The sequence below is a fragment of the Leucobacter sp. USHLN154 genome, assembly GCF_037145595.1.
Taxonomy (GTDB): domain Bacteria; phylum Actinomycetota; class Actinomycetes; order Actinomycetales; family Microbacteriaceae; genus Leucobacter; species Leucobacter alluvii.
Window position 1 is genome coordinate 268418 of record NZ_JBBCXF010000003.1, and the last position, 20759, is coordinate 289176.

At 68.8% G+C, this 20759-nt stretch carries 17 protein-coding genes, 1 tRNA gene and 1 pseudogene; 4 read left to right on the forward strand and 15 right to left on the reverse strand.

The features are described 5' to 3' along the window. Positions 1-20: 20 nt before the first annotated feature. From lnt to WFH23_RS07390, 8 genes and pseudogenes are all read right to left on the reverse strand, one after another. Complete coding sequence (gene lnt, locus WFH23_RS07355; RefSeq protein WP_336662072.1) at positions 21-1667, reverse strand: apolipoprotein N-acyltransferase; 1647 nt, start codon at positions 1665-1667, stop codon at positions 21-23. Next, positions 1664-3958 (reverse strand): DEAD/DEAH box helicase, encoded by a 2295-nt coding sequence (locus tag WFH23_RS07360; RefSeq protein ID WP_442918714.1) that lies wholly within the window; start codon positions 3956-3958, stop codon positions 1664-1666. The genes lnt and WFH23_RS07360 overlap by 4 nt, the downstream gene beginning before the upstream one ends. After that, complete coding sequence (gene tatC / locus WFH23_RS07365; RefSeq protein WP_090149110.1) at positions 3955-4806, reverse strand: twin-arginine translocase subunit TatC; 852 nt, start codon at positions 4804-4806, stop codon at positions 3955-3957. The genes WFH23_RS07360 and tatC overlap by 4 nt, the downstream gene beginning before the upstream one ends. A gap of 44 nt (positions 4807-4850) precedes the next feature. Next, positions 4851-5879: a helix-turn-helix transcriptional regulator gene (locus WFH23_RS07370; protein ID WP_336662073.1), complete on the reverse strand. Its 1029-nt coding sequence runs from the start codon at positions 5877-5879 to the stop codon at positions 4851-4853. Beyond that, positions 5872-6936, reverse strand: coding sequence for a helix-turn-helix transcriptional regulator (locus WFH23_RS07375; RefSeq protein WP_336662074.1), 1065 nt, complete (start codon positions 6934-6936; stop codon positions 5872-5874). Before WFH23_RS07375 ends, WFH23_RS07370 begins: the two co-directional genes overlap by 8 nt. A gap of 60 nt (positions 6937-6996) precedes the next feature. Then, positions 6997-7923, reverse strand: a complete 927-nt coding sequence (locus WFH23_RS07380; protein WP_336662075.1) for a peptidylprolyl isomerase — start codon at positions 7921-7923, stop codon at positions 6997-6999. A 135-nt stretch (positions 7924-8058) separates the two neighbouring features. Next, positions 8059-9114 carry a tRNA (adenine-N1)-methyltransferase gene (locus WFH23_RS07385; protein ID WP_336662147.1) on the reverse strand — a complete coding sequence of 352 codons (1056 nt, stop codon included), beginning with the start codon at positions 9112-9114 and terminating at the stop codon, positions 8059-8061. Between the two features lie 135 nt (positions 9115-9249). After that, positions 9250-9819 (reverse strand): annotated as a pseudogene (locus WFH23_RS07390) (HAD family hydrolase); the annotation flags it as partial. 41 nt (positions 9820-9860) lie between these two features. Between WFH23_RS07390 and WFH23_RS07395 the strand changes: the two are divergent. Next, entirely contained in the window at positions 9861-10931 is a 1071-nt protein-coding gene (locus tag WFH23_RS07395; protein ID WP_200328757.1) for a PAC2 family protein, read from the forward strand. Positions 10932-10957: 26 nt separating this feature from the next. Here the strand turns inward: WFH23_RS07395 and mshC are convergent, their stop codons facing one another. The 6 genes from mshC to WFH23_RS07425 all read right to left on the reverse strand — a co-directional run bounded on the left by mshC (position 10958) and on the right by WFH23_RS07425 (position 17002). Next, a complete protein-coding gene (gene mshC / locus WFH23_RS07400) occupies positions 10958-12202 on the reverse strand; it encodes a cysteine--1-D-myo-inosityl 2-amino-2-deoxy-alpha-D-glucopyranoside ligase (protein WP_200328755.1) in 1245 nt (414 codons plus the stop codon). Then, on the reverse strand, positions 12199-13092 hold the full coding sequence (locus tag WFH23_RS07405) for an undecaprenyl-diphosphate phosphatase (protein WP_090149125.1): 894 nt from the start codon (positions 13090-13092) through the stop codon (positions 12199-12201). Before WFH23_RS07405 ends, mshC begins: the two co-directional genes overlap by 4 nt. 116 nt (positions 13093-13208) lie before the next feature. Further along, positions 13209-14522, reverse strand: a complete 1314-nt coding sequence (locus tag WFH23_RS07410) for a M20/M25/M40 family metallo-hydrolase (RefSeq protein WP_336662077.1) — start codon at positions 14520-14522, stop codon at positions 13209-13211. Between the two features lie 25 nt (positions 14523-14547). After that, positions 14548-14910, reverse strand: coding sequence for a hypothetical protein (locus tag WFH23_RS07415; RefSeq protein WP_336662078.1), 363 nt, complete (start codon positions 14908-14910; stop codon positions 14548-14550). A 66-nt stretch (positions 14911-14976) separates the two neighbouring features. Then, positions 14977-15061 (reverse strand) — tRNA-Leu (locus WFH23_RS07420). Positions 15062-15190: 129 nt separating this feature from the next. Continuing rightward, positions 15191-17002 (reverse strand): DEAD/DEAH box helicase family protein, encoded by a 1812-nt coding sequence (locus tag WFH23_RS07425; RefSeq protein WP_090149134.1) that lies wholly within the window; start codon positions 17000-17002, stop codon positions 15191-15193. Positions 17003-17095: 93 nt separating this feature from the next. On the opposite strand from WFH23_RS07425, the gene WFH23_RS07430 reads away from it, so the two are divergent. Both WFH23_RS07430 and WFH23_RS07435 read left to right on the forward strand, forming a co-directional pair. After that, complete coding sequence (locus tag WFH23_RS07430) at positions 17096-17923, forward strand: SGNH/GDSL hydrolase family protein (protein WP_090149137.1); 828 nt, start codon at positions 17096-17098, stop codon at positions 17921-17923. Positions 17924-17946: 23 nt separating this feature from the next. Next, the gene (locus WFH23_RS07435) at positions 17947-18291 is read left to right on the forward strand and encodes a spore germination protein GerW family protein (RefSeq protein ID WP_090149140.1); all 345 of its coding nucleotides are present in this window, start codon (positions 17947-17949) and stop codon (positions 18289-18291) included. On the opposite strand, the gene gluQRS is transcribed toward WFH23_RS07435, so the two are convergent. Further along, on the reverse strand, positions 18281-19228 hold the full coding sequence (gluQRS, locus tag WFH23_RS07440; RefSeq protein ID WP_336662079.1) for a tRNA glutamyl-Q(34) synthetase GluQRS: 948 nt from the start codon (positions 19226-19228) through the stop codon (positions 18281-18283). The two genes, WFH23_RS07435 and gluQRS, sit on opposite strands and share 11 nt — an antisense overlap. A 94-nt stretch (positions 19229-19322) precedes the next feature. Here gluQRS and WFH23_RS07445 point away from each other — a divergent pair, with 94 nt between their 5' ends. Next, entirely contained in the window at positions 19323-20693 is a 1371-nt protein-coding gene (locus WFH23_RS07445) for an FAD-binding oxidoreductase (RefSeq protein WP_336662080.1), read from the forward strand. Positions 20694-20759: the final 66 nt, after the last annotated feature.

Below are 20759 nucleotides of genomic sequence, written 5' to 3' on the forward strand. Positions count from 1 at the left end.
ATGTGGCCGCGCGCCTCGATCTAGCCGTGTCGCGACACGCGTCGAGCGCGTACGAGCCCGAAGACGCCGACCGCCAGGCCGACGACGCCGACGAGCGCCCCGACCGAGGCGATCGCGCCTCCGAACCGGAGGGCCGGAGTGAGACCCTCGACCAGCGGCACCTCGGCGACCATCGCGTCGCGCGTGAACGGCTGCAGTTCGTCGAGGCTCCGACCGTCGGGCGCGACGACGGCGCTCGTGCCGACCGTCGAGTCGTTGACGACAGCACGACCCATCTCCACCGCGCGGGTGCGGGCGATGGCCAGCTGCTGAGCGCTCTCATCGGTCCGCCCGAAATCGGCGTTGTTCGTCTGCGCGAAGATCACCTGCGCCCCGTCGCTCGCCATCGCGACCGCCTGCGGATCGAAGATGATGTCGAAGCAGATCGCGATGCCAGCCCGGATGACTCCCGCCGACGTGTCGACCTCCAGCGCCGAGGGGCGCGTGCCGGGCGCGTATTCGAGTTGCACCAGGTCGACGAGATCCGGCACGATAGCGCGGAAGAACGGCCGATTGGGCATGTACTCCGCGAACGGGACCGGGTACCGCTTGTCGTATCGGGCGTCGGTGGGCCCCTCGGAGTTCCAGACGAGCGAGCTGTTGCTGTACGTGCCGTCCTCGTTCGCGAGGACGGTGCCGACGACGATCGGCGCGCCTGCGCGCTCGGCGAGCTTCGCGAGTCGTTGACTTCGAATGAGCTGGTCCGGTGCGGCGAACTCCGCACTGTTCTCCGGCCAGACGATGACGTCCACCGTTCGCCCCTCCGCTTCGAGGCGATCGAGCAGCTCTTCGGTCGCGGTGAAATGGTCGCGGATCACGCCGCCCGCTTCGCGATCGTCGAAGATTCCCGACTTCGAGTTGCCCTGCACGGCAGCGACGCGCAGGGCGCCCGACTGCTCGAGCGGAGCCGCCGGCAATGCCGCGAGCGCGACCAGCACCGCGAGGGACGCCGCGACTCCGACGAGTACCGGCCGCACGGAAGCGCCGCGGTCGCGGGCGACGAGCGCTACCGCCACCGGAACCACGCTCGCGAAGGCCAGCAGGGCGGAAAGACCAGCGAATCCGAGCCAGGAGACGGATTGCAGGAGCGGCCCGTCGGCTTGCGTTGTGGCGAGCCGACCCCACGCGAAACCACCGTAGGGAATCGCGCCCTGCAATTGCTCCCGCAGCATCCAGAGGCCCGCGACCGACGCCGCCTGCGCTCCGGCCAGCGCCGCAGCGCTGCGGCGCAGGATCGCGATTCGGCGGAGCCCCCGTGTCGCGACCGCCGCTGCGACGCCGAAGAGCCCGAACCAGAGGATCATCAGAGCGCACAGCGCCGCCCAGGGAATCGGGCCGAGGTACAGGGTCAGCCAGCCGATGTGCGGCATCCAGAACGCAGCGCCCGCAAGGGCGCCGACCAGGAACCCCCATCGCGCACGCTGCTGCCAGACCGCCGCGCACACGAGCGCGACTGCGGGAAACGCGAGCGGCCACCAGCTCAATCCCGGCGTCGCGGCATCGAGCAGAAGGCCCCCGGCGACCGCCGCGATCACGGAGGCGTACCAGCGCAGAGCCCGCGTTCCGTTCGCGTCGGTGCGCACCAGCATCGAGCGCTCGGTCGGCGCCCCCGCAGTCGTCGCGCTCACGAAGTGCTCGACGCTGCGACGATGCCCCGCTTCACACCCCGCTTCGCCTCGCGGGCGAGATGAGCGAGCGCACCGAGTCGATCAGCGTCCACATCGTCCAGCACGGCCGCCTCGCACGCCTGCGCGACCTGGTCGAGCAGATCGATGGTCTGCTTCGCCCAGCGAACGAAGTCACCCGCTCCGATCCCGGCGGCTTCGAGCACCAGCTCGATCGGTCGCCCGGTCGCCCAGGCGTGCATCGTCTTCGCGAGGCCGGCGTGCGGCATCTCGCTCCGCGGCAACCGCGATCGCTCTGCCAGGTCGTCGAGTCGCACCCAGATGTCGAGCACCCGATCATAGGCGGCGCCGAAGGCAGCTCCGCCAGGCAGACGCTCCTCCCCTTCGTCGTCCCGCCGCGGTTCGTAACTCAGCACGCAGCACATCGCGGCGAGTCCAGGGGCGTCCAGCCCGCGCCATGCGTCCTCGCGAATGCATTCGGCGACGAGCAGATCGCGTTCGCCGTAGATCCGCCGGAGCAGGTTGCCCCACGGAGTGACGTTCGGCTCGCGTGTGCGGTCGGCTTCCAGATAGCCGAGTTCGAGCAGTTGGTCGACGACCCGGTCGAAGGTACGGGCGATCGTGCCCGTCCGGGAAGCGATCTGGCGCCGGCCGCGCTCCACGCGACGCCGGAGTTTGCGAGCGCGATCCTCCCATCGTTTCCGATCGGAGCCCTGCGCACGGCTCGCCGCCGCATCGTAGCCGGCGAGTGATTCCTGCTCCGCGCGCAGTTCTCTGGCCTGGTCGACGACGGCGCGATCGGCCTGGAACTGCGCGAACGAGAGCTCGAGCATCTCCCTCACGTGAGCTCGGTCCATGCGCTGCAGCAGATTCACAGTCATGTTGGCGGTGGGACGGAAGCTCGAACGCACGGGGAACGACCTGGCTCCGGCGAGATGGGCGAGTGCTTCGAGATCGACGTCGTCGCTCCACACGACAACGGCGTGACCTTCGTCGTCGATCCCGCGCCGACCGGCGCGACCCGTCAGCTGGGTGAACTCTCCGGAGGTGAGCGGCACCCGCTGCTCGCCGTTGAATTTATCCAAGCGCTCGATGACCACGGCGCGCGCGGGCATGTTGATGCCGAGGGCGAGCGTCTCGGTGGCGAAGACGAGCTTCACGAGTCGCCGCTGGAAGAGCCGCTCGACGACGGCTTTGAACGCCGGAAGCAGGCCGGCGTGGTGCGCCGCGACGCCGCGCTCCAAGCCAGCGAGCCACTCGCGCACGCCGAGCACACGACGCTCCTCGTCGCTCATCCCCGCGACCTCTGCGCGCGCGATGCGACGAATCTCGTCGCGCTCCTCCCGGCTGGTCAGCGTGATGCCCTCCATGAGGCACTGACGAACCGCCTGATCGCATCCGTTCCGGCTGAAGATGAAGACGATCGCCGGCACGAGATCCGTCTCGTCGAGTGCGCGAGCGATGTCGGATCGCGAGATGCGACGGCTTCGACGCGCCGGTGGCCGCCCGCGAGAGCGCTCTCCCCGCCCGCGGCCCCGCTCGCGGTCGCCGTCGCGGTCACGCCATCCGCCTCTGCGGTCGAGCGCGTACAGCTCCGGATTCACCCGCCCGCCAGTCGCGAGCTCGCCCGTCCGATCGACGTAGAGCGGGAGGAGCGCGCGGGAGGTGAGCACGTGCTGGTAGAGCGGCACCGGCCGGTGCTCGGAGAGAATCACGTCGGTGTCGCCGCGCACGGCGTGCATCCAGTCGCCGAACTCCTCCGCGTTCGAAACCGTCGCCGACAGCGACACGAGTCGCACGGCGGGCGGCAGGTGGAGGATGATCTCCTCCCACACCGCGCCTCGGAATCGATCGCCGAGGTAGTGCACCTCGTCGAGCACGACGAATTCCAGATCGTCGAGGGCGTCGGACCCCGCGTAGATCATGTTCCGGAGCACCTCGGTGGTCATCACGATGATCGGAGCGTTCGAGCGCAGATTCACATCGCCGGTGAGCAGACCCACTTCGTCTTCGCCGTACTCGTCGCAGAGCTCTCGGAACTTCTGGTTCGAGAGCGCCTTGATGGGCGCCGTGTAGAAGATCCGCGCGTCGCGCTCCCGCCTGGCGAGGTACACCGCGAACTCGGCGACCGTCGTCTTACCCGACCCGGTGGGAGCCGCGACGAGCACGCTTCTGCCTTCCTCGAGACGTTCGCACGCCGTGCGCTGAAACGCGTCGAGCGGATACTCGAGACGGGCCGAGAACGCGTCGAGCGCGCTCTCCTCCCGACTCGCGCCGGGGTCAGGCATGCTCATCGGCGTCCTTTCGTGCGGTCGGCGTCGCCGCGCTCGGCTTCCCGTCCGGTGTCGTCGTCGAGGTCGTACTCGGCGAGCTCGGCGGCCCGGCGTTTGTCCACCCTGCGGTCGTGCAGCAGTGCGACGCCGGCCGCCGCGAAGTAGAGCACGATGATGGGCGCCGCGAGCAAGAACATGCTCATCAGGTCGGCCGCGGGTGTCGCGATGGCCGCGAAGAGAATGATGACGAGGATCGCGACTCGCCAGCTCCGGATGATGGCCGCGCCGCGCAGCACTCCGATGAAGTTGAGCATCACCAGGAGCACCGGGAGCACGAAGCCGACGCCCACCGCGAGCAGGAGCTTGATCGCGAAATCGAGATAGTTGCGCGCCGTGAGATAGAACGCGTCCTCCTCCGGCTGGAAGCTCGCCATGAGGCGGACGATATTCGGGAGGACCAGCCAGCCGGCATACGCGCCGCCGAGGAACAGCGGTACCGCGGCACCGATGAATCCCACCCCGGTGAGCTTCTCGCGTCGCGTCAGACCCGGGGCGAGAAACGCCCAGACCTGGTAGAGCCACACCGGCGAAGCGATGAGCACCGCGATGAAGAGCGCGATCTGAACCTTGGTGTCGAAGCCGCTCGAGATGTCGCCGTACGAGATGATCGCATCACGGCCCTGCATCTCGAGATCGTTGATCGGCTTGCGGAGCATCTCCCACACCCACGTCGACAAGAACCAGCCGGCGATGAGGGCGATCACGATCGCGGCGGCCGAGATCAAGAGTCGTTTGCGGAACTCGATGAGGTGCTCGCCGAGGCTCATCCGCCCATCGGGACTTCGCCGCTTGCGAGCCTGGTTAGCCATTGGTTCAGTGTATCTCAGCGGTCGCCGCACCGCGCCAGGAACACTCAGCCGCCGTATGCCGCGAGCGCGCGTTCCGTCCACTCGCGCACCGACGCCCGCGCCCAGTCGGGCGACTCGATCTCCACGCCGCCGGGGAGCACCTGCACGATCTGCACTGCCGTACCTCGATGCCAGGCTTCGACTCGCACCCGGAAGCGCCCGTCTTCGATCTGTTCGAGCACCTCTGGGGCGAAGCCTTCGAGCGGCGCGAGTGCCGCCTCTGTCACTCGCGCGGTGATGTGCACCGGGCCTTCGTGCGCCATTGGTTGCTCGGCCGCGGTCGCGGGTGGCGCCGCGACGGGCACCGGTACGAGCGGCGCGTCCGGTCCGGCCGGGTCCGCGGTCCCGGGCGCTGCACCTGCGGCGCCCGGGATTTCCGCACGTTCGAGCTCGCGCATCTGGTCGACCCGGAAGGTGCGATCCGCCAGGCGTTCGAAGCAGTACCCGCGCAGGTACCAGGTGCCCGATCCCTGCGTGAGCGACTGCGGCCGCACCGTGCGACGGGAGTCCGAACCGGAGGCGTCGCGGTAGACGAACGAGACTGCTCGCCCCTCCTCGATGGCGGCCACGAGTTCCGGCACCCGCGCATCCCCGGGCCCGTCGGTCACCGACATCGGCGCTTCCGGAGTCGCTCCGAGCGCCGTGCCGAGTTTCTCGGCGGTGGCTCTGGCGAGCGCTGCGTCCTCCGGACCGAGCATGCTCGTGAGTGCTTGGAGCCCCGCGATGAGGGCAGCCGTCTCCATGGGAGCGAAACGCGGTGCATCATCGACGGCCACAGTCCGCGTGAGACTGACGAGGTCCTGCTGCTCGAGCGCGTCCCAGTCGATGTCGAAGAGATCCTCGTCCTGATAGTTCATCGTCTCTCCTGGCACACCGGCGGTGCCGAGGAACCGGACGAGGGTGCGCACGAGTTCCGGCGGCACCGAGAAGCGCTCCGCCAGTTCCCCGACTGTCGCCGAACCGGTATCCCTGAGGTACGCGACGAGCGAGAGGAGAAAGGTCACGCGTTCCGGAGCGAGGACTTGTTTACGCATCTGCCGTCCCTTCGTCATGCCGGGCATCGAGCTGGAACTCATTCCCCGACGGTGCGACCGGTGCGTGATGGACCTCGGCGATGCGCCGCAGGCCCGCGACGACGAGTTCGCGCAGCTGAGCCGGCTCGCACACCGATACATCCGCTCCGTATCCGATGAGTTCGACCGCGAACACGTGGAGATCGAGCACCCCGACTTCGAGCTCGACGTGATCGCCCGAACCGCAGCGCCCGGGCCGCAGGTCGCCCTGATCCCCTGACCGCGAGAGCAGTCGAGCCTCCGCGATGCTTCCGCGACGGACGCAGAGCACGGCGCGCCGGTCGGAGCGCAATCGCTCGAGGTCTTCCACCGCCGCATCGGCGCGCACCCGCAGCTCGGGGTCGAATGCCTCAGTCGACTGCTGCACGCGCCCCTCGATGCGGGCGAGGAGGAACGTGCGAGCCGCGTCGCGTTCGAGGTCCCACGACACGAGGTGCCAGCGACCCTCGGCGCGGTGCAGCCGCAGCGGAGCGACCCTGCGCATCAGCGGCGCCTCCCGATCCGGTAAGCGATACGCGAAGCGCACCACCCGCCCGGCATCGATCGCGCGCTGCAACGGCGCTGCAGCGGCCTCTGCCGTTCCCAGTCGCGGTGCGATGCCCAGATGCTGCACATCGAGCCCGGCGCCGAGGGCTTCGAGCTTCATCGCGGCACGGCGCGACTCCGCGCTGAGGCTCCCCTCGCTCCAGGCGAGAGCCGCGAGCCGCAGCAGCATGAGCTCGCGCTCGGAGAATCGAAGATCGGCTGGGAACTGCAGCCGCTCCTTGGAAATGCGGTACCTGATGAGCTGGTTGTTGCCGACGTCCTGCGGATCCTCGAACGCGTCGATCCGGATGCCGAGGGAGCGCAACTGTTCCTTGTCGCGCTCGAACTGCTTTTCCAGAGCCGCACTCGGCTGGCCGTGGCGATATCTGTCGGCGTACCCGTAGACCGAGGAGAGGAGCTCGCGCTTCGTAGCGCCGAACGGGCTCACGACGAGGGCGAGGACCAGGCTGAAGAGACGCTGCTCGCTCGGCACCGAGGAACGCGACCGCCGTTCCGGGGCCTCAGAGGCTGCCGAGCTGCTCGGCATGGCCGATCAGCTGACCCCGAGGATGTCGACGACCACGACACGGGCATTCGCGGCGCCCTCGTTCTCGACGACGACCACCTGCGAGCCGATCGGCTTGCCCGTCAGTTCCGCACGATACGTGACCCCCGACTGGGCGATGTCCGCTTCGGTGTAGAGCAGCTTGAGCCCCGTATCCCAGGTGTTCTCCTGCTCCATGCCGTCCCAGCCGACGGCGAGCACCTGCGCGATGACGTTGTCATCGGCAGTCACCTCCGCTCCCTCGCCTGCGATGCGCACTGCCGAGGTCGTGCCTGCGGGCGCTTCGGTGGGCGGCAGCACGACGCCGACACGACCCTCCTCGTCGGTGACCACTGCTGGGAAGCCATTGGGAAGACCGCGCTTCGAACCCTCCGCTACGGTCGGAGCCGTCGACACGACGTCCACCACGCCCACGACCGCGTCCGCTCCGGTCGCGCCGAGCTGACCTCCGAGCTGCGTGCTCTCCTCTGGCGAGAGCGCGAGGACGATGCGATCGCCGGGGACGGAGCATCGCACCGCCTCACTCAGTGGGTTCGCGGTCTCCTCGGCGACGAGCAGGGGCTGCGGCGGCTGCGAGGGATCCGTGAACCCCTCGCTCTGGAAGAGGGCGTCACCTGTGGCCGCGTCGAAGAAGGCCATGTTGACCCCGACGAGCGACTGCTCCTCGGCCACGTAGCCATCGGAGTCGCCGTGTTCGACGACGGTGCGCTGGGTGGAGAGGATCTCGAGATCCTCCGGCGCCGAGATCTCCGGGACGTCGCCGAAGCTCCCGAGAACCGTCGTGCCATCGCTCAGAGCGCCCGGCTGCAGCGTCGTCTTGCAGTCTGACGCCTGCGCCTGCTGCGCGCTGCAGCCGGTCACCCCGGCGAGAAGCAGCGCAGCAGCAGCGGTAGCGGGAATGATGCGACGAAGCATGAGCACCTCTCGAGGAAGCCGACGTGAACCCCGCTATCCTATCGAACCGCGACTGGGCGTATGCGCGCCTCGTAGTCGTCCGGCGCTGCGACCACCGGTCCGATCACGGGCGCCAGAACCCTCGCCGCCGCGCGATCAGTCGGTCACCGCGGAATCGGAGCCCGGGAGCTCGCCGCCGCGCTCCCGCGCGAACTGCTGGGTCTCACGCATCTTCTTGCGCAGCACCTTGTCGCTCTTCGTGCGCTCGCCGACCGCTTCCGGTGTCCACACCTCCGCGCTCGCCGGCGCCTCGTCCTCTGGGCCGAGGTCGGGCAGCCAGCTGCCGAGGTCGGTCTCGCTGAAATCGCTCTTCGACGCGCGTCGCTTCAGTTCGGGCAGCACGGTGCCGGGCGCGAGCCTTCGCGCCGTCACCAGGAAGCCGGTGTGCGCGACCATCCGGTGATCGGGCCGCACCGCCAGGCCCTCGACGTGCCAGCCGCGCACGAGCGTCTCCGATGCCTGAGCATGAGCGAACTCGCCGCTGCGGCGAATCTGCTCGACCGTGCGGGAGAGTTGAGTCACGGTGGCGACGTAGCAGATGAGCACGCCGCCGGGTGCGAGCGCATCGGCGGCGACGTCCACGCATTCCCACGGTGCGAGCATGTCGAGCACGACGCGATCGATGCTGCCTGCTGCGCACACGGCGGGCAGCGTTTCCTGCAGGTCTCCGACGGTCACGGTCCAGTTCTCGGGAACGCTGCCCGAGAAGGCGACGACGTTTCCGGTGGCGATCTCCGCGAACTCGTCGCGACGCTCGAACGAGAAGAGCGCACCCTCCGGCCCGACTCCTCTGAGCAGATGCAGCGACAGCGCGCCGGAGCCCACGCCGGCCTCGACGACACGAGCTCCCGGGAAGATGTCGGCGAGCGACAGGATCTGCGCCGCATCCTTCGGGTAGACGATCGCGGCACCCCTCGGCATGGACATCACGAAATCGGAGAGCAACGGACGCAGCGCGAGGTACTCCTCACCGCTGCTGTTCGCGACCACCGAGGCGTCGGGCCGGCCCACGATATCGGAATGCGGGATGACGCCGCGATGACTGTGGAACTCGCCATCGTGCACGAGGGTGATGGTGTTGAGACGCCCCTTCGGCCCCGTCAGCTGCACGCGATCGCCGTACTGGAAGGGGCCGCGCACTGCCGGCGACACGGTTGCCGAAGTCGCTCCGCGATGCGCGGCGTACCGTTCGCCGAGCACCGCCGCATCGACGCCGACCAGGGTCGGCCAGACTTCGTGAGCGGGTGCGTCGGACAGATCGATCAGATTCGGAATGCCGAAGGCAACGGCCCCGGAAGCGTGAGCGGAGCGCAGGCCCGTGACGGAGTCCTCGAGGGCGACGCACGCCTCGATATCGACGCCGAGCAGAGCCGCGCCCATGCGGTACGGCTCCGGGTGCGGCTTCTCGTGCGGGACCTCATCGCCGCCGATGATGTGGGTGAAGAGACGGTCGGGAAGCAGGGCCACGACCGCATCGGCGATCTCCCGCACAGCCATGGTCACGAGCACGCAGGGGATACCCGAGTCGCGCAGCGACTCCAGCAGTTCGACGGCGCCGGGCCGCCACATGGGCTCCTCCGCGCTGAGCCCGGCGATCACGCCGGCCGTCCACTCCGCGATGATGTCGTCGACCGTCATGGGAACACCGAGTTCCTGGAATCGCCGCGCGGCGGCGCGAAGCCCCGAGCCGATGAGCGAGTCGCGGATCTCGGACGTCAGTTCGATCCCGTAGCGACCGAGCATCGCCAGCTCCGAGGCGAGCCAGAGCGGTTCGGAGTCGATCAGTGTGCCGTCCATATCCCAGAGGACGGCGGCGGGACGAGCGTCGAGTGTCCGCTCAGAGAGGAATGCGTTCATCCGAACCAGTGTACTGTTCGTCAGCCGATACCCTTGAGCCTATGTCCACACCCTCGGCCCCGCACTCCCGCGTCCTGATCGTCGCGTTCCAGGGCTGGAGCGACGCCGGCGACGCGACGACGGAGGTGCTGCAGCACCTCGCCGGTCTGATCGATGCCGAGGTGCTCCACGAGATCGGTGCCGAGGGGTACGTCGACTTCCAGGTGCACCGCCCGAAAGTGCTCTTCGACGAGTCGGGCAAGCGGGTGCTCGAATGGCCCGACACCCGGTTGTTCGGCCCGGTGCAGCGCCCGGGCGAGTCGTCGGATGCCGTCGTCTCTCCGGAACCCGCTGACGGTGAAACGGTGCGACGCATCGACGGGAGCCCGGTTCGGGATCTCTTCCTCCTCGCGGGCGTCGAGCCGGCGAGGGACTGGCAGAACTTCGCCGACGAGATCGTCGAGCTGGTCGATGTCTGGGCGATCGATCTCGTCATCATCCTCGGGTCGATGTTCTCCGATGCGCCCCACACGCGGCCGATCGTCACCACCGTGACGTCGGAGTACGAGGCGCGCCGTGACGCAGTCGGAGCCGTGCGAAGCACGTACGAGGGGCCGGCCGGCATCTCCACGGTCATCGATCTGGCGCTCGCCGAGGCGGGCATCGAGACGCTGTCGCTCTGGGCGCAGGTGCCGCATTACGTGCACAGCACGCCGTCTCCCAAGGCCTCGCTCGCGCTGCTCGACAAGCTCGAAGAACTGCTCGATATCGTCATCCCGCGCGGAGAGCTGCTCGTTCAGGCGAACGAGTGGGAGGCGAACATCAATCGCATCGCCGACGCCGACGAGGACATGTCGAGGTATATCCGCCGGCTCGAGGAATCGCGGGACGAGGAACTCGCCGCGGAGACCACCGGAGACGCGATCGCCCTCGAATTCGAGAAGTTCCTGAAGGGCGGGCCGCGGTTCGCGCGCGACGTCGAGGTTCCCGACGCGGGGTCGCGGCGCTCGGGTGCGTCGGATTCCGTTGCGGATCCTGAGCACGATACGGATCGAGAGACGCCCGGCAGTCCGGAGACTCCGGACGGCCCTGCGGACCGCCGGGACGACGACTCCGGGCCCGGCTCGGCCTGAGACGGGCCCGGGTCACCCCGGTCGTACTAGAGCTGCACTCCGAGCAGCGCGAGCACCGCATCGGCCACGAGCCCCGGTGCGTCGACGCCTTGATCGAGCGCTGCGTCGAGGGTCGCCAGCATCACGGGCGTATCGAGGTCGTTGGCGATCGCCGACCGCAGCTGGCGCACCACGGCGGCGGCGGGAGTCGGATCCTCGCTCTCGCGCAGCAGCCCGGCCCGCCAGGCCTCCAGCCGGCGCTGCGCCACCGCGAGGTCGCTGTCGTGCCATTCCCACTCGGAGCGGTAGTGGTGGGCGAGAAGCCCCAACCGGATCGCCGAGGGGTCGGCTCCTCCGTCGAGCAGCCGCGAGACGAAGACGAGATTGCCCCTCGATTTCGACATCTTGTGCCCGTGGTACGAGACGAGCCCTGCGTGGCAGTAGGCGTGCGCCAGGGGCGTGCCCGAAAGGGCGGTCGCGTGCGCTGCGGTGAATTCGTGATGCGGGAACACCAGATCGGAGCCCCCGCCCTGCACGGTGAACGCTCCACCGAGCGCACCGCGTGCAATCACGGAGCACTCGATATGCCACCCTGGGCGCCCCGACCCCACCGGGGTCTCCCAACTCGGCTCCCCGGCTCGCTCCGCCCTCCAGAGCAGCGGATCGAGCGGGCCCCGCTTGCCCGGACGCTCGGGGTCTCCCCCGCGCTCGGCGCTCAACCGGAGCATCGTCTCGCGGTCGTACGGCGCGACGTCGCCGAGCCGCCACTGCGAGTCCCGCTCGGCGGCGGCCGTATCGAAGTAGATGTCGTCGCCGGCAGCGTCTGCGGTGGGCACCGTGTAGGCGAATCCGCGGTCGAGCAGCTCGCGCACCGCGGCGGCGATCTCATCGATCTGCTCGGTCACCGCGATGTAGTGCTCGGGCGGCAGCATGCCCATGCGATGCATGTCGGAGCGGAAGAGTCCGATCTGCTCGTCCGCGAGCGCGCGCCAATCGGCTCCGGTGGCGTTCGCGCGCTCGAGCAGGGGGTCGTCGACGTCAGTGATGTTCTGCGCGTAGACCGTTTCGATCCCGGCGTCGCGCCACGCGCGCTGCATGATGTCGAACGCGAGGTAGGTGAACGCGTGCCCGAGGTGCGTCGCGTCGTACGGCGTGATGCCGCAGACGTAGAGGTGCGCGCGTCCCTCGGGAATAGCCGGGTACTCGAGGCGCTCGGTGGCGGTGTTGAAGAGTTTCGGCGCGACGCCGGTTCCCGGCAGCGCGGGGAGCTCGGGCGGGGTCCAGGTTCTCATCGAACACCCCCCGCCGTCACCGCGTGCACGCCTGCAGCGCCTTCTGCGACGGATGCCCCGCCATCGGCTGAGAGTACGCCGGTCGCGAGGAGCACGATGATGATCCCGCCGATCAGCACACGGTAGACGACGAACGGCATGAAGCTGCGCTTCGAGATGTACTTCATGAAGAGACCGATGACGAAGAGCGCGATGACGAATGCGACCACCGTGGCCACCGCCGTGAGTCCCATGGGGGTTTCGCCTGCGGGAGCGCGCAGTGCTTTGAACACCTGGTAGAAGCCGGATCCCAGCACAGCTGGAATCGCGAGCAGGAAGGAGTAGCGGGCCGCGGCTTCGCGCGTGTACCCCATGAGGAGCCCAGCGGTGATCGTGCCGCCCGAGCGCGAGACGCCCGGGATCAGGGCGAGGGCCTGAGCGAATCCGTAGACGAGGCCGTGCTTCCAGGTGAGCGCTTCGATGGGGCGCACCTTCTGGCCGACGCGGTCGGCCACGCCGAGCAGCAGGCCGAAGACGATGAGGCTGATGGCGACGAACCAGAGGGAGCGGAGCGTCGTCTCGATTTGATCCTGGAACAGCAGCCCCAGCACGACGATCGGAACGGTGCCGATGATGATCCACCACCCCATGAGCGCGTCCGGATCGTTCCGAGGCACGCGCTTCCCGCCCAGCGACTGCGCCCAGCGTCCGATGATGCGCACGATGTCGCGCCAGAAGAACACGATGACGGCGGCTTCCGTTCCGATCTGGGTGATCGCGGTGAACGCCGCACCCGCGTCGCCGATGCCGAGCAGTTCGCTCGCGATGCGCAGATGCGCACTCGACGAGATGGGCAGAAACTCGGTGAGTCCCTGAATGATTCCCAGGAGGATCGCCTCGAAGATTCCCATGATTCCTTTCCTGGCTGCACCGCGCGCGCGAACGGACCGCGCCGGGTTTGGACCGCCGTCCAGACTAGCTCACAGCGCACTGAGAACCCGTGAGGGCGGGCCCGGGCGCCGATGATTCAGTAGGTGCGGAGCAGGTCCACGAGCACGCCGTGGCCGAAGTCGAGCGCTTCGAGCGGAACACGTTCATCGACGCCGTGGAACATGCCGGGAAAGTCGAGATCCGCGGGAAGCCGCAGCGGAGCGAACCCGTAGCCCGTGATGCCCAACCGTGCCAGCGACTTGTTGTCGGTGCCGCCGGAGAGCAGATACGGCAGCACGCGGGCTTCTGGGTCCGCGCGCTTCAGACACGCCGTCATGGCGTCCACCAGCTCCCCGGCGAACGGCACCTCGAGACCGATATCGGAGTGCACCTGCTCCAGCTCGATGTCGTCGCCGACGATCGCACGGATCTGGTCGAGGATCGACTCCTGATCGGCCGGCAGCGCGCGCACGTCGACGAGCGCCTCCGCCGTGTCGGGAATGACGTTGTGCTTGTATCCCGCCTGCAGCACGGTCGGGTTGCTGGTGCTGCGCAGGCTGGCCTGGATGAATCCGCCGCCCTTGCCCAAGCGGAGCACGAGATCTTCCGGGGACACGACGTGCGGGTCCTCCCCCAGGATCTCGGCGATGGCGTCGACCAGGTCTCTGGTGGTGTCGGTGAGAGTCACCGGCCACTCGTGCCGTCCGAGTGCGGCGATCGCTTCGGCGAGGCGGGTCACGGCGTTGTCGTGCCAGACGCGGGAGCCGTGGGCGGCCGTGCCGCGCGCCCGCAGCCGAATCCACTCGAGCGACTTCTCACCCGTCTGCACGAGGTAGGCCCGCGTGCCCGCGATATCGATCGAATACCCGCCGACTTCGCTGATCGCCGTCTCCGCTCCCGCGAACAGCTCCGGATGGTTCCGCACGAGATGCTGGGCGCCGTACACGCCGCCGTTCTCCTCATCGGCGAAGAAGGCGAGAATCACGTCGCGTCGCGGCCGCTCGCCGCCCCGCAGCAGTTCGGCGACGGCGGTGAGGATCATGGCGTCCATGTCCTTCATGTCGACCGCGCCGCGCCCCCACAGCATGCCGTCCTTGATCACGCCGGCGAACGGGTCGACGGACCAGTTCGCGGGATCCGCCGGCACGACGTCGAGGTGTCCGTGGAGCACCAGTGCCGGCAGCGATGCGTCGGCTCCCGCAACCCGCGCGATGACGCTCGCGCGACCGGGGTCGCTCTCGAAGATCTCCGGTTCGAGAGCGAGCTCGCGCAGGTACGCCGCGACGTAATCGGCCGCCGGCCGCTCGGGCTCGGCATCCCCGCCCCCGCGGTTGGACGTGTCGATGCGGATCAGATCGCGCGCAACGCGGGCCGTTTCAGACAGCGCGTGCTCGGAGGTCTCGAGGCTCATGCTTCCAGCGTAGCCCGGTGGACGCTCAGCCGCCCTGGATCACGAGGCAGAGCAGCAATCCGAGCACTCCGACGACGGCGGAGGCGATCATCGAGGCGGCCATGACCCGCAGCCGAAGGGGTCCCCGCTGCACGGCGAAGCGGGCGATGAACAGGACGCAGGTGCAGGCGAGCATGAGCGCTCCCGTCGCCACCGCGACCGGGACCATCGGTCCGGGTCGGAGCGCGATGATCGCGACGACCGGAACCGCACCCGCGACGAGCAGGAGGCTCCCCATGACCACCCAGATGGTCCCGGACGCCGTGGTGAGGGCGGGTTGCTGCGTTACCTTCGTCGGATCGGCGCTCGAAGCCCCACTCCGGATGCGTTCTCCGCGCGAATCGTTCATCGTCCACTCCTCCCCTGACGGTAACGCAAAAGAGGCCCTCCTCTCGGAGAGCCTCTTTCGTTCACGTGCGCGGAGGGGGACTTGAACCCCCACGCCCTAATACGGGCACTAGCACCTCAAGCTAGCGCGTCTGCCATTCCGCCACCCGCGCGAACGATTCGGAACCTTCATCGGCCGAACAGAAGATAACTTAGCACGGATCTCGAGGGCTGATCGAATCGGCCCGGGATCTCGCGCGCGTCGGCTTCCAGCGCCCCGCACCAGCGGGCGAACGAGCCGCTCACGGCCGGAGCCGTCGGCGCAGCAACTCGATCCGCTTCTGCAGCTGCGTGACCGACGCCTGCGCCACCGCAGGCCCGCCGCAGACCCGACGGAGCTCGGTGTGGATGTCTTTGTGCGCTTCGCCAGAGACCTTCGCGTACATGCCCACGAGCGAGCTCAGCAGCTTCCGCTGCTCCCCGAGCGTACGATGCAACGCCTCCGGCGATTCGGCTCGGTCGGGGGCGTGTTCGAGAATGCCCTGCTTCCCCGCGCTCCGGCGTGCTTGCCTGGCCTGCCGCTGCTGCAGCAGCGCCTTCACCTCTTGCGGCTCGAGCAGCCCGGGGAACCCGAGGAAATCGAGTTCCTCCTCGGTCTCCACCTCGGCGTATCCGCCGAATTCAGCACCGTCGAAGACCGCGCGGTCGAAGTGGGCGTCGGAGGCGAGGGCCTGATAGACGAACGTCTCCCCCTCGACCAGCTCCGATGATGCCTGGTCGCCTCGCTCGGCCTCCGCCATCAGTGCGGCCTCGGCGTCCCACATCTCCTCGGCGCTCTTCGGGCCCTCGAGCACATGGTTCCGCTCTTTCTCGAGCTCAGCCGCGAGCTGCATGAGGGCCGGCACGTTGGGGATGAACACCGAGGCGACCTCCCCGCGGCGGCGCGAGCGCACGAAGCGTCCGATCGCCTGCGCGAAGAAGAGCGGCGTCGAGGAGCTCGTCGCGTAGACGCCCACGGAGAGCCGCGGCACGTCGACACCCTCCGAGACCATGCGCACGGCGACCATCCAGCGCTGCTCCCCGCTCGAGAAGGCATCGATCTTCTCCGACGCTCCGGCGTCGTCGGAGAGGATCAGCGCCACGTCCTCCCCCGTGATGTCCTTGAGCTGCGCGGCGTACGACCGCGCCGAGGCGTGGTCGGTCGCGATCACGAGCCCTCCGGCATCGTGCACGTGCTGCCGCACCTCGGTGAGCCGGCGATCGGCCGCGCGCAGCACCTTGCCGATCCAGTCTCCCGCTGGGTCGAGCGCAGTCCGCCACGCCTGCGAGGTCACGTCCTTCGTGTTGCCCTCGCCGAGCGCCGCCTCCATCTCCTCGCCCGCCGATGTCTGCCACCGCATCTTGCCGGCGTACACCATGAAGATGACCGGGCGCACGATGCCATCCGCGAGCGCACGCCCGTATCCGTAGTCGTAGTCGGTCAGGGAGAGGCGCGACCCGTCCCCCTGCGGCGCGTACTGCACGAAGGGAATCGGCGCTTCATCTGACCGGAAGGGGGTTCCTGTGAGGGACAGCCGCCGTCGCGCGTTTCCGTAGGCTTCACGGATCGCGTCGCCCCAGCTCAGCGCGTCGCCGCCGTGATGCACCTCGTCCATGATCACGAGCGTGTCCTCGTGCTCGGTCAGCAGCCGGTGCTGCACCGGCTTCATCGCCACCTGCGCGTACGTCACTGCGACGCCGTGAAAGTGGCGCCCGTAGGCGAGCCCGTCGCTGTTCGAGTAATTCGGGTTCAGCCGAATACCCGCGCGTGCGGCCGCGTCCGCCCACTGCGTCTTGAGATGCTCGGTGGGGGCGACGACGATGATCTGCCGAACGGTGTGATTGGAGCGCAGGATCGCCGCGAGTCTGAGCGCGAACGTCGTCTTGCCGGCTCCCGGCGTCGCAGAGGCGAGGAAGTCGCGCGGGGCCGCGTCGAGGTAGCGTTTGATCGCCTCCTCCTGCCAGGCGCGCAGCGTACCCGCCGTCCCGTGCGCTGCGCGCTCGGGATAGGCGGGAGGCAGGTGCTCGGCTGCACTCGTCCCAGGAAGGTGGAGGCCCGGATCCGAATCTGTCACGACGTTCTAGACTATCGCTGTAAGCCGACCGCTGCGTCCTCGCCGACGCCCGCGAGCGGCTCCCCCACCGCCCCAGACACTCAGAGGTAAGCAATGGCACAGGATGACGGCGCTCCGCAGACCCGAGTCGAACTTCCGTGGTCGCGTTTCGTGGCCCTCGGTGACTCGTTCACCGAGGGCGTGGGAGATCCCGATCCTGACAGCCCGGGCGGGCTCCGCGGGTGGGCCGATCGCGTCGCGGAGGTGCTGAGCCTCTTCGATGAGGACTTCGCGTACGCGAACCTCGCCGTGCGCGGCAAGCTGATCCAGCAGATCGCCGACACGCAGGTGGACGCCGCCCTTGATCTCCGCCCAGACCTCATCAGCATCTGCGCCGGCGGCAACGATGTGATCCGTCCTGGGACGGATCCAGACGAGGTCGCAGCGAAGCTGGAGCGCATCGTCGAGCGGCTGAGCGTCGGCGGCGCGACCATCATGCTCTTCACCGGAGTGGATACCGCGTTCCAGCCCGTCTTCCGCTCGATCCGGGGCAAGGTGGCCATCTTCAACGAGAACGTGCGGAAGGTCGCGCAACGCCATGATTGCATCGTCGTCGACCAGTGGGCGCTCGACGAACTGCACGACAGCCGCTACTGGGCCGGCGATCGATTGCACCTGAACGCGCTCGGGCACCACACCATCGCCCGGGCGGCGCTCGCGGCGCTCAGCGTGCCTCACGATCTCGCTCCGCTCGAGGTGCCGGATCTCCCCGAGCGGAGCTGGCGGGCCGCACGTCGCGAGGACGTCGTCTGGGCTCGCGAGCACTTCGTCCCGTGGGTGATCAGGCGGATCAAGCACGTGTCATCGGGCGACCACATCGAAGCGAAACGGCCCATTGCAGCGGCACTGCGCCCGTCGAGACACGGGGCTGCCGAAGACTAGCGCGAGCGAGTAGTGTGGGGCGCATGACTCACCTGACGAAGCAGATCGCAGATACCCTGGTCGAGGTCGGCGTGCACTCCGCGTACGGCGATCCCGTCGAGGTCGACGGTTCGACACTGATCCCGGTGGCGTACACGGCCTACGGCTTCGGAGCCGGGGAAGGCGCCGGTGCCGGTGAGGGCGTCGCCCAGGGAGAAGGATCAGGCGGTGGCGGCGGCGGGTTCTCCATTCCCGTCGGCTCCTACATCACGCGCGAAGGCACCACCCGATTCGAGCCGAACATCATCGCTCTGCTCGCCGTCGGCACCCCGTTCCTCTGGGTCGCCGGCCGAGCGCTCGCTCGCATCATCAAAGCGCTCAAGAAGTAGCGGCGTTCTCCAGGCCGGGCCACACCCAGGCCGATCGCGGCAGGGCGCCGGGATCGAACCGCTCGACGAGCAGCTGCGGATGCACGCGTTCGCCAGGCGCAGCGAGATCGAGCGATTGCGCGAGCACCGCGAGCACCTCCTCGGCGCTCGCGCCGGCACTCCGCAGGTCGGCGAGCGTGACGGCGCCGTCGCGCTTGGCCAATCTGGCACCCGACGACCCGAGCACGAGCGGCACGTGCGCGAACTCGACATCGGGCGGTGACGGGAGCCCGAGCAGACGCTGCAGCACGATGTGCCTCGGCGTCGATGTCGCGAGATCGTCTCCGCGCACCACCTGGTCGATGTCCATCGCGGCATCGTCCACCACCACGGCGAGGTTGTAGGCGACCGTCCCGTCGCCGCGACGCAGCACGAAGTCATCGATCTCTCCGACAACGCGGCCCCGAATCCGATCGTCGAACTCCGGGGCAGCCATACCGGTCGGCACGCGCAGCCTCAGGGCGGGCCGACGCGGCGCGATGCGCTCGCGCTCTCGAGCCCGCTCAGCCTCGCTGCGGTCCCGGCAGGTGCCGGGATACGCGCCGGGCGGGGCGTGCGGCGCACTCGGGGCCGCGAGAATATCGGCGCGGGTGCACGTGCACTCGTACACGAGGCCCGCCTCGGCGAGCCGGTCGATCGCGGCGTCGTGCCCGCGACCCAACTCCGACTGGAGCACCGCCTCCCCGTCCCAGTCGAGGCCGATCCGGGACAGGTCGTCCAGCTGCCGTGCGGCCGCGCCGGCGTCTCTGGCGCGATCCAGATCCTCCACGCGCATGAGAAATCTCCGCCCGCTCGCTCGGGCGAAGCACCAGGCGAGCAGCGCGGTGCGCAGGTTCCCGACGTGCAGATCCCCCGAAGGACTCGGAGCGTAGCGTCCGGCCCCGTTCGCTCCCGTCATGCCGTTCATCCTCTCATGAGCCCGTTGCAGCGAGGAGCGTGAAGCGCCTGCGCCATGCGGGACTACGCTTGAGTTCGACCGCAAGGAGGCGCACGTGTCAGAATCCCACCCCGAACCGCACTTCGACCTCGACGAGCTGCACACCCTGCTGGGGCCGCGTCTCGTCCGCGACCCGGAGCTGATCGCACCGTACGCCGTCGATACGTCGCGCGCGGTCGCCGAGGGCGCACCCCTCGCCGTAGTGCTCGCCGAATCGACGGCTGACGTGGCGGCGGCACTCGGCTGGGCGAACCGTGCAGGCGTGAAGGTGAGCGTGCGCGGCGCCGGGACCGGCCTCGCGGGGGGCGCGATGGCCTACGCCGACGGCCTCGTCGTCTCGCTCGAGCGGATGCGCACCATTATCGACATCGACGTGCCGAATCGGCTCGCAACCGTGCAGCCGGGGGTCGTGACGGCCGACCTCGACGCCGCAGCTCGTGACCACGGGCTGTTCTTCCCACCCGACCCCGCGAGCGCGCGGATCAGTTCGGTGGGCGGCAATATCGCTACGAACGCCGGCGGCCTGCGCTGCGTGTCGCACGGCGTCACGAGCGATGCGGTTGCGGCGCTCGAAGTCGTGCTCGCAGACGGCCGGGTCATGCGGTCCGGCGCGCGCACCCGCAAGAACGTCGTGGGATACGACCTGACGCGGCTGTTCGTCGGGTCAGAGGGAACGCTCGGCGTCATCACCGAGGCGACCGTCAGGCTGAAGCCCGTTCCGCCCGGCTCTCCCCGCACCTTCCGCGCGAGTTTCGGGACGCTCGAGGACGCCGGGCGGGCGGTGACCGCGATCGTGAACAGCGCGGCGCGCCCCGAGGTGCTCGAGTTGATGGACGCCCTCAGCGTCGAGATCATCGAGTCGTTCCACCCCAGTGGCCTCACGGTGCCGGCGGGCGCCATGCTCGTCGGGCAGACCGTCGGGCGGGACGCCCAGGAGCAGGCGGAGGCCATCACCGCCATCTGCCGGGACGTTGGGGCCGACGATACCGAGATCTCCGAAACCGACGCGCTGCTCGAGGCCCGTCGCCTCTCGAATCCAGCGCTGAATGCGCGCGGACTCAAGATCTCCTGCGATGTCGGCGTTCCCGTCGCCGCTCTGGCGGAGGTATTCCACGGCATCGCCGAGATATCCGCGAAGCACGGCAAGCGGGTGTCGACGGTCGCGCACGCCGGCGACGGCAATCTCCACAGCACCGTCGAGTCTCCCGACACACCCGTCGGCATTCGCGAAGCCGACGCGGTCATCGACGACATCACGCGGCTCGCACTCGCGCTCGGCGGCACCATATCCGGCGAGCACGGCATCGGCTCGGTCAAACGGCACGAGCTCGGATGGCAGCTCGATACGGTCGCACTGAGCGTGCAGGTGGCGATCAAGCGGGCACTCGATCCGCTCGGAACGCTGACACCGGGGCGAGGCATCTGACGCGCTGTCAACGGGCTTGCCGCTCGGTCTACGGCAGCGGAAGACTGGCGCCAATCGTCTTTCGAC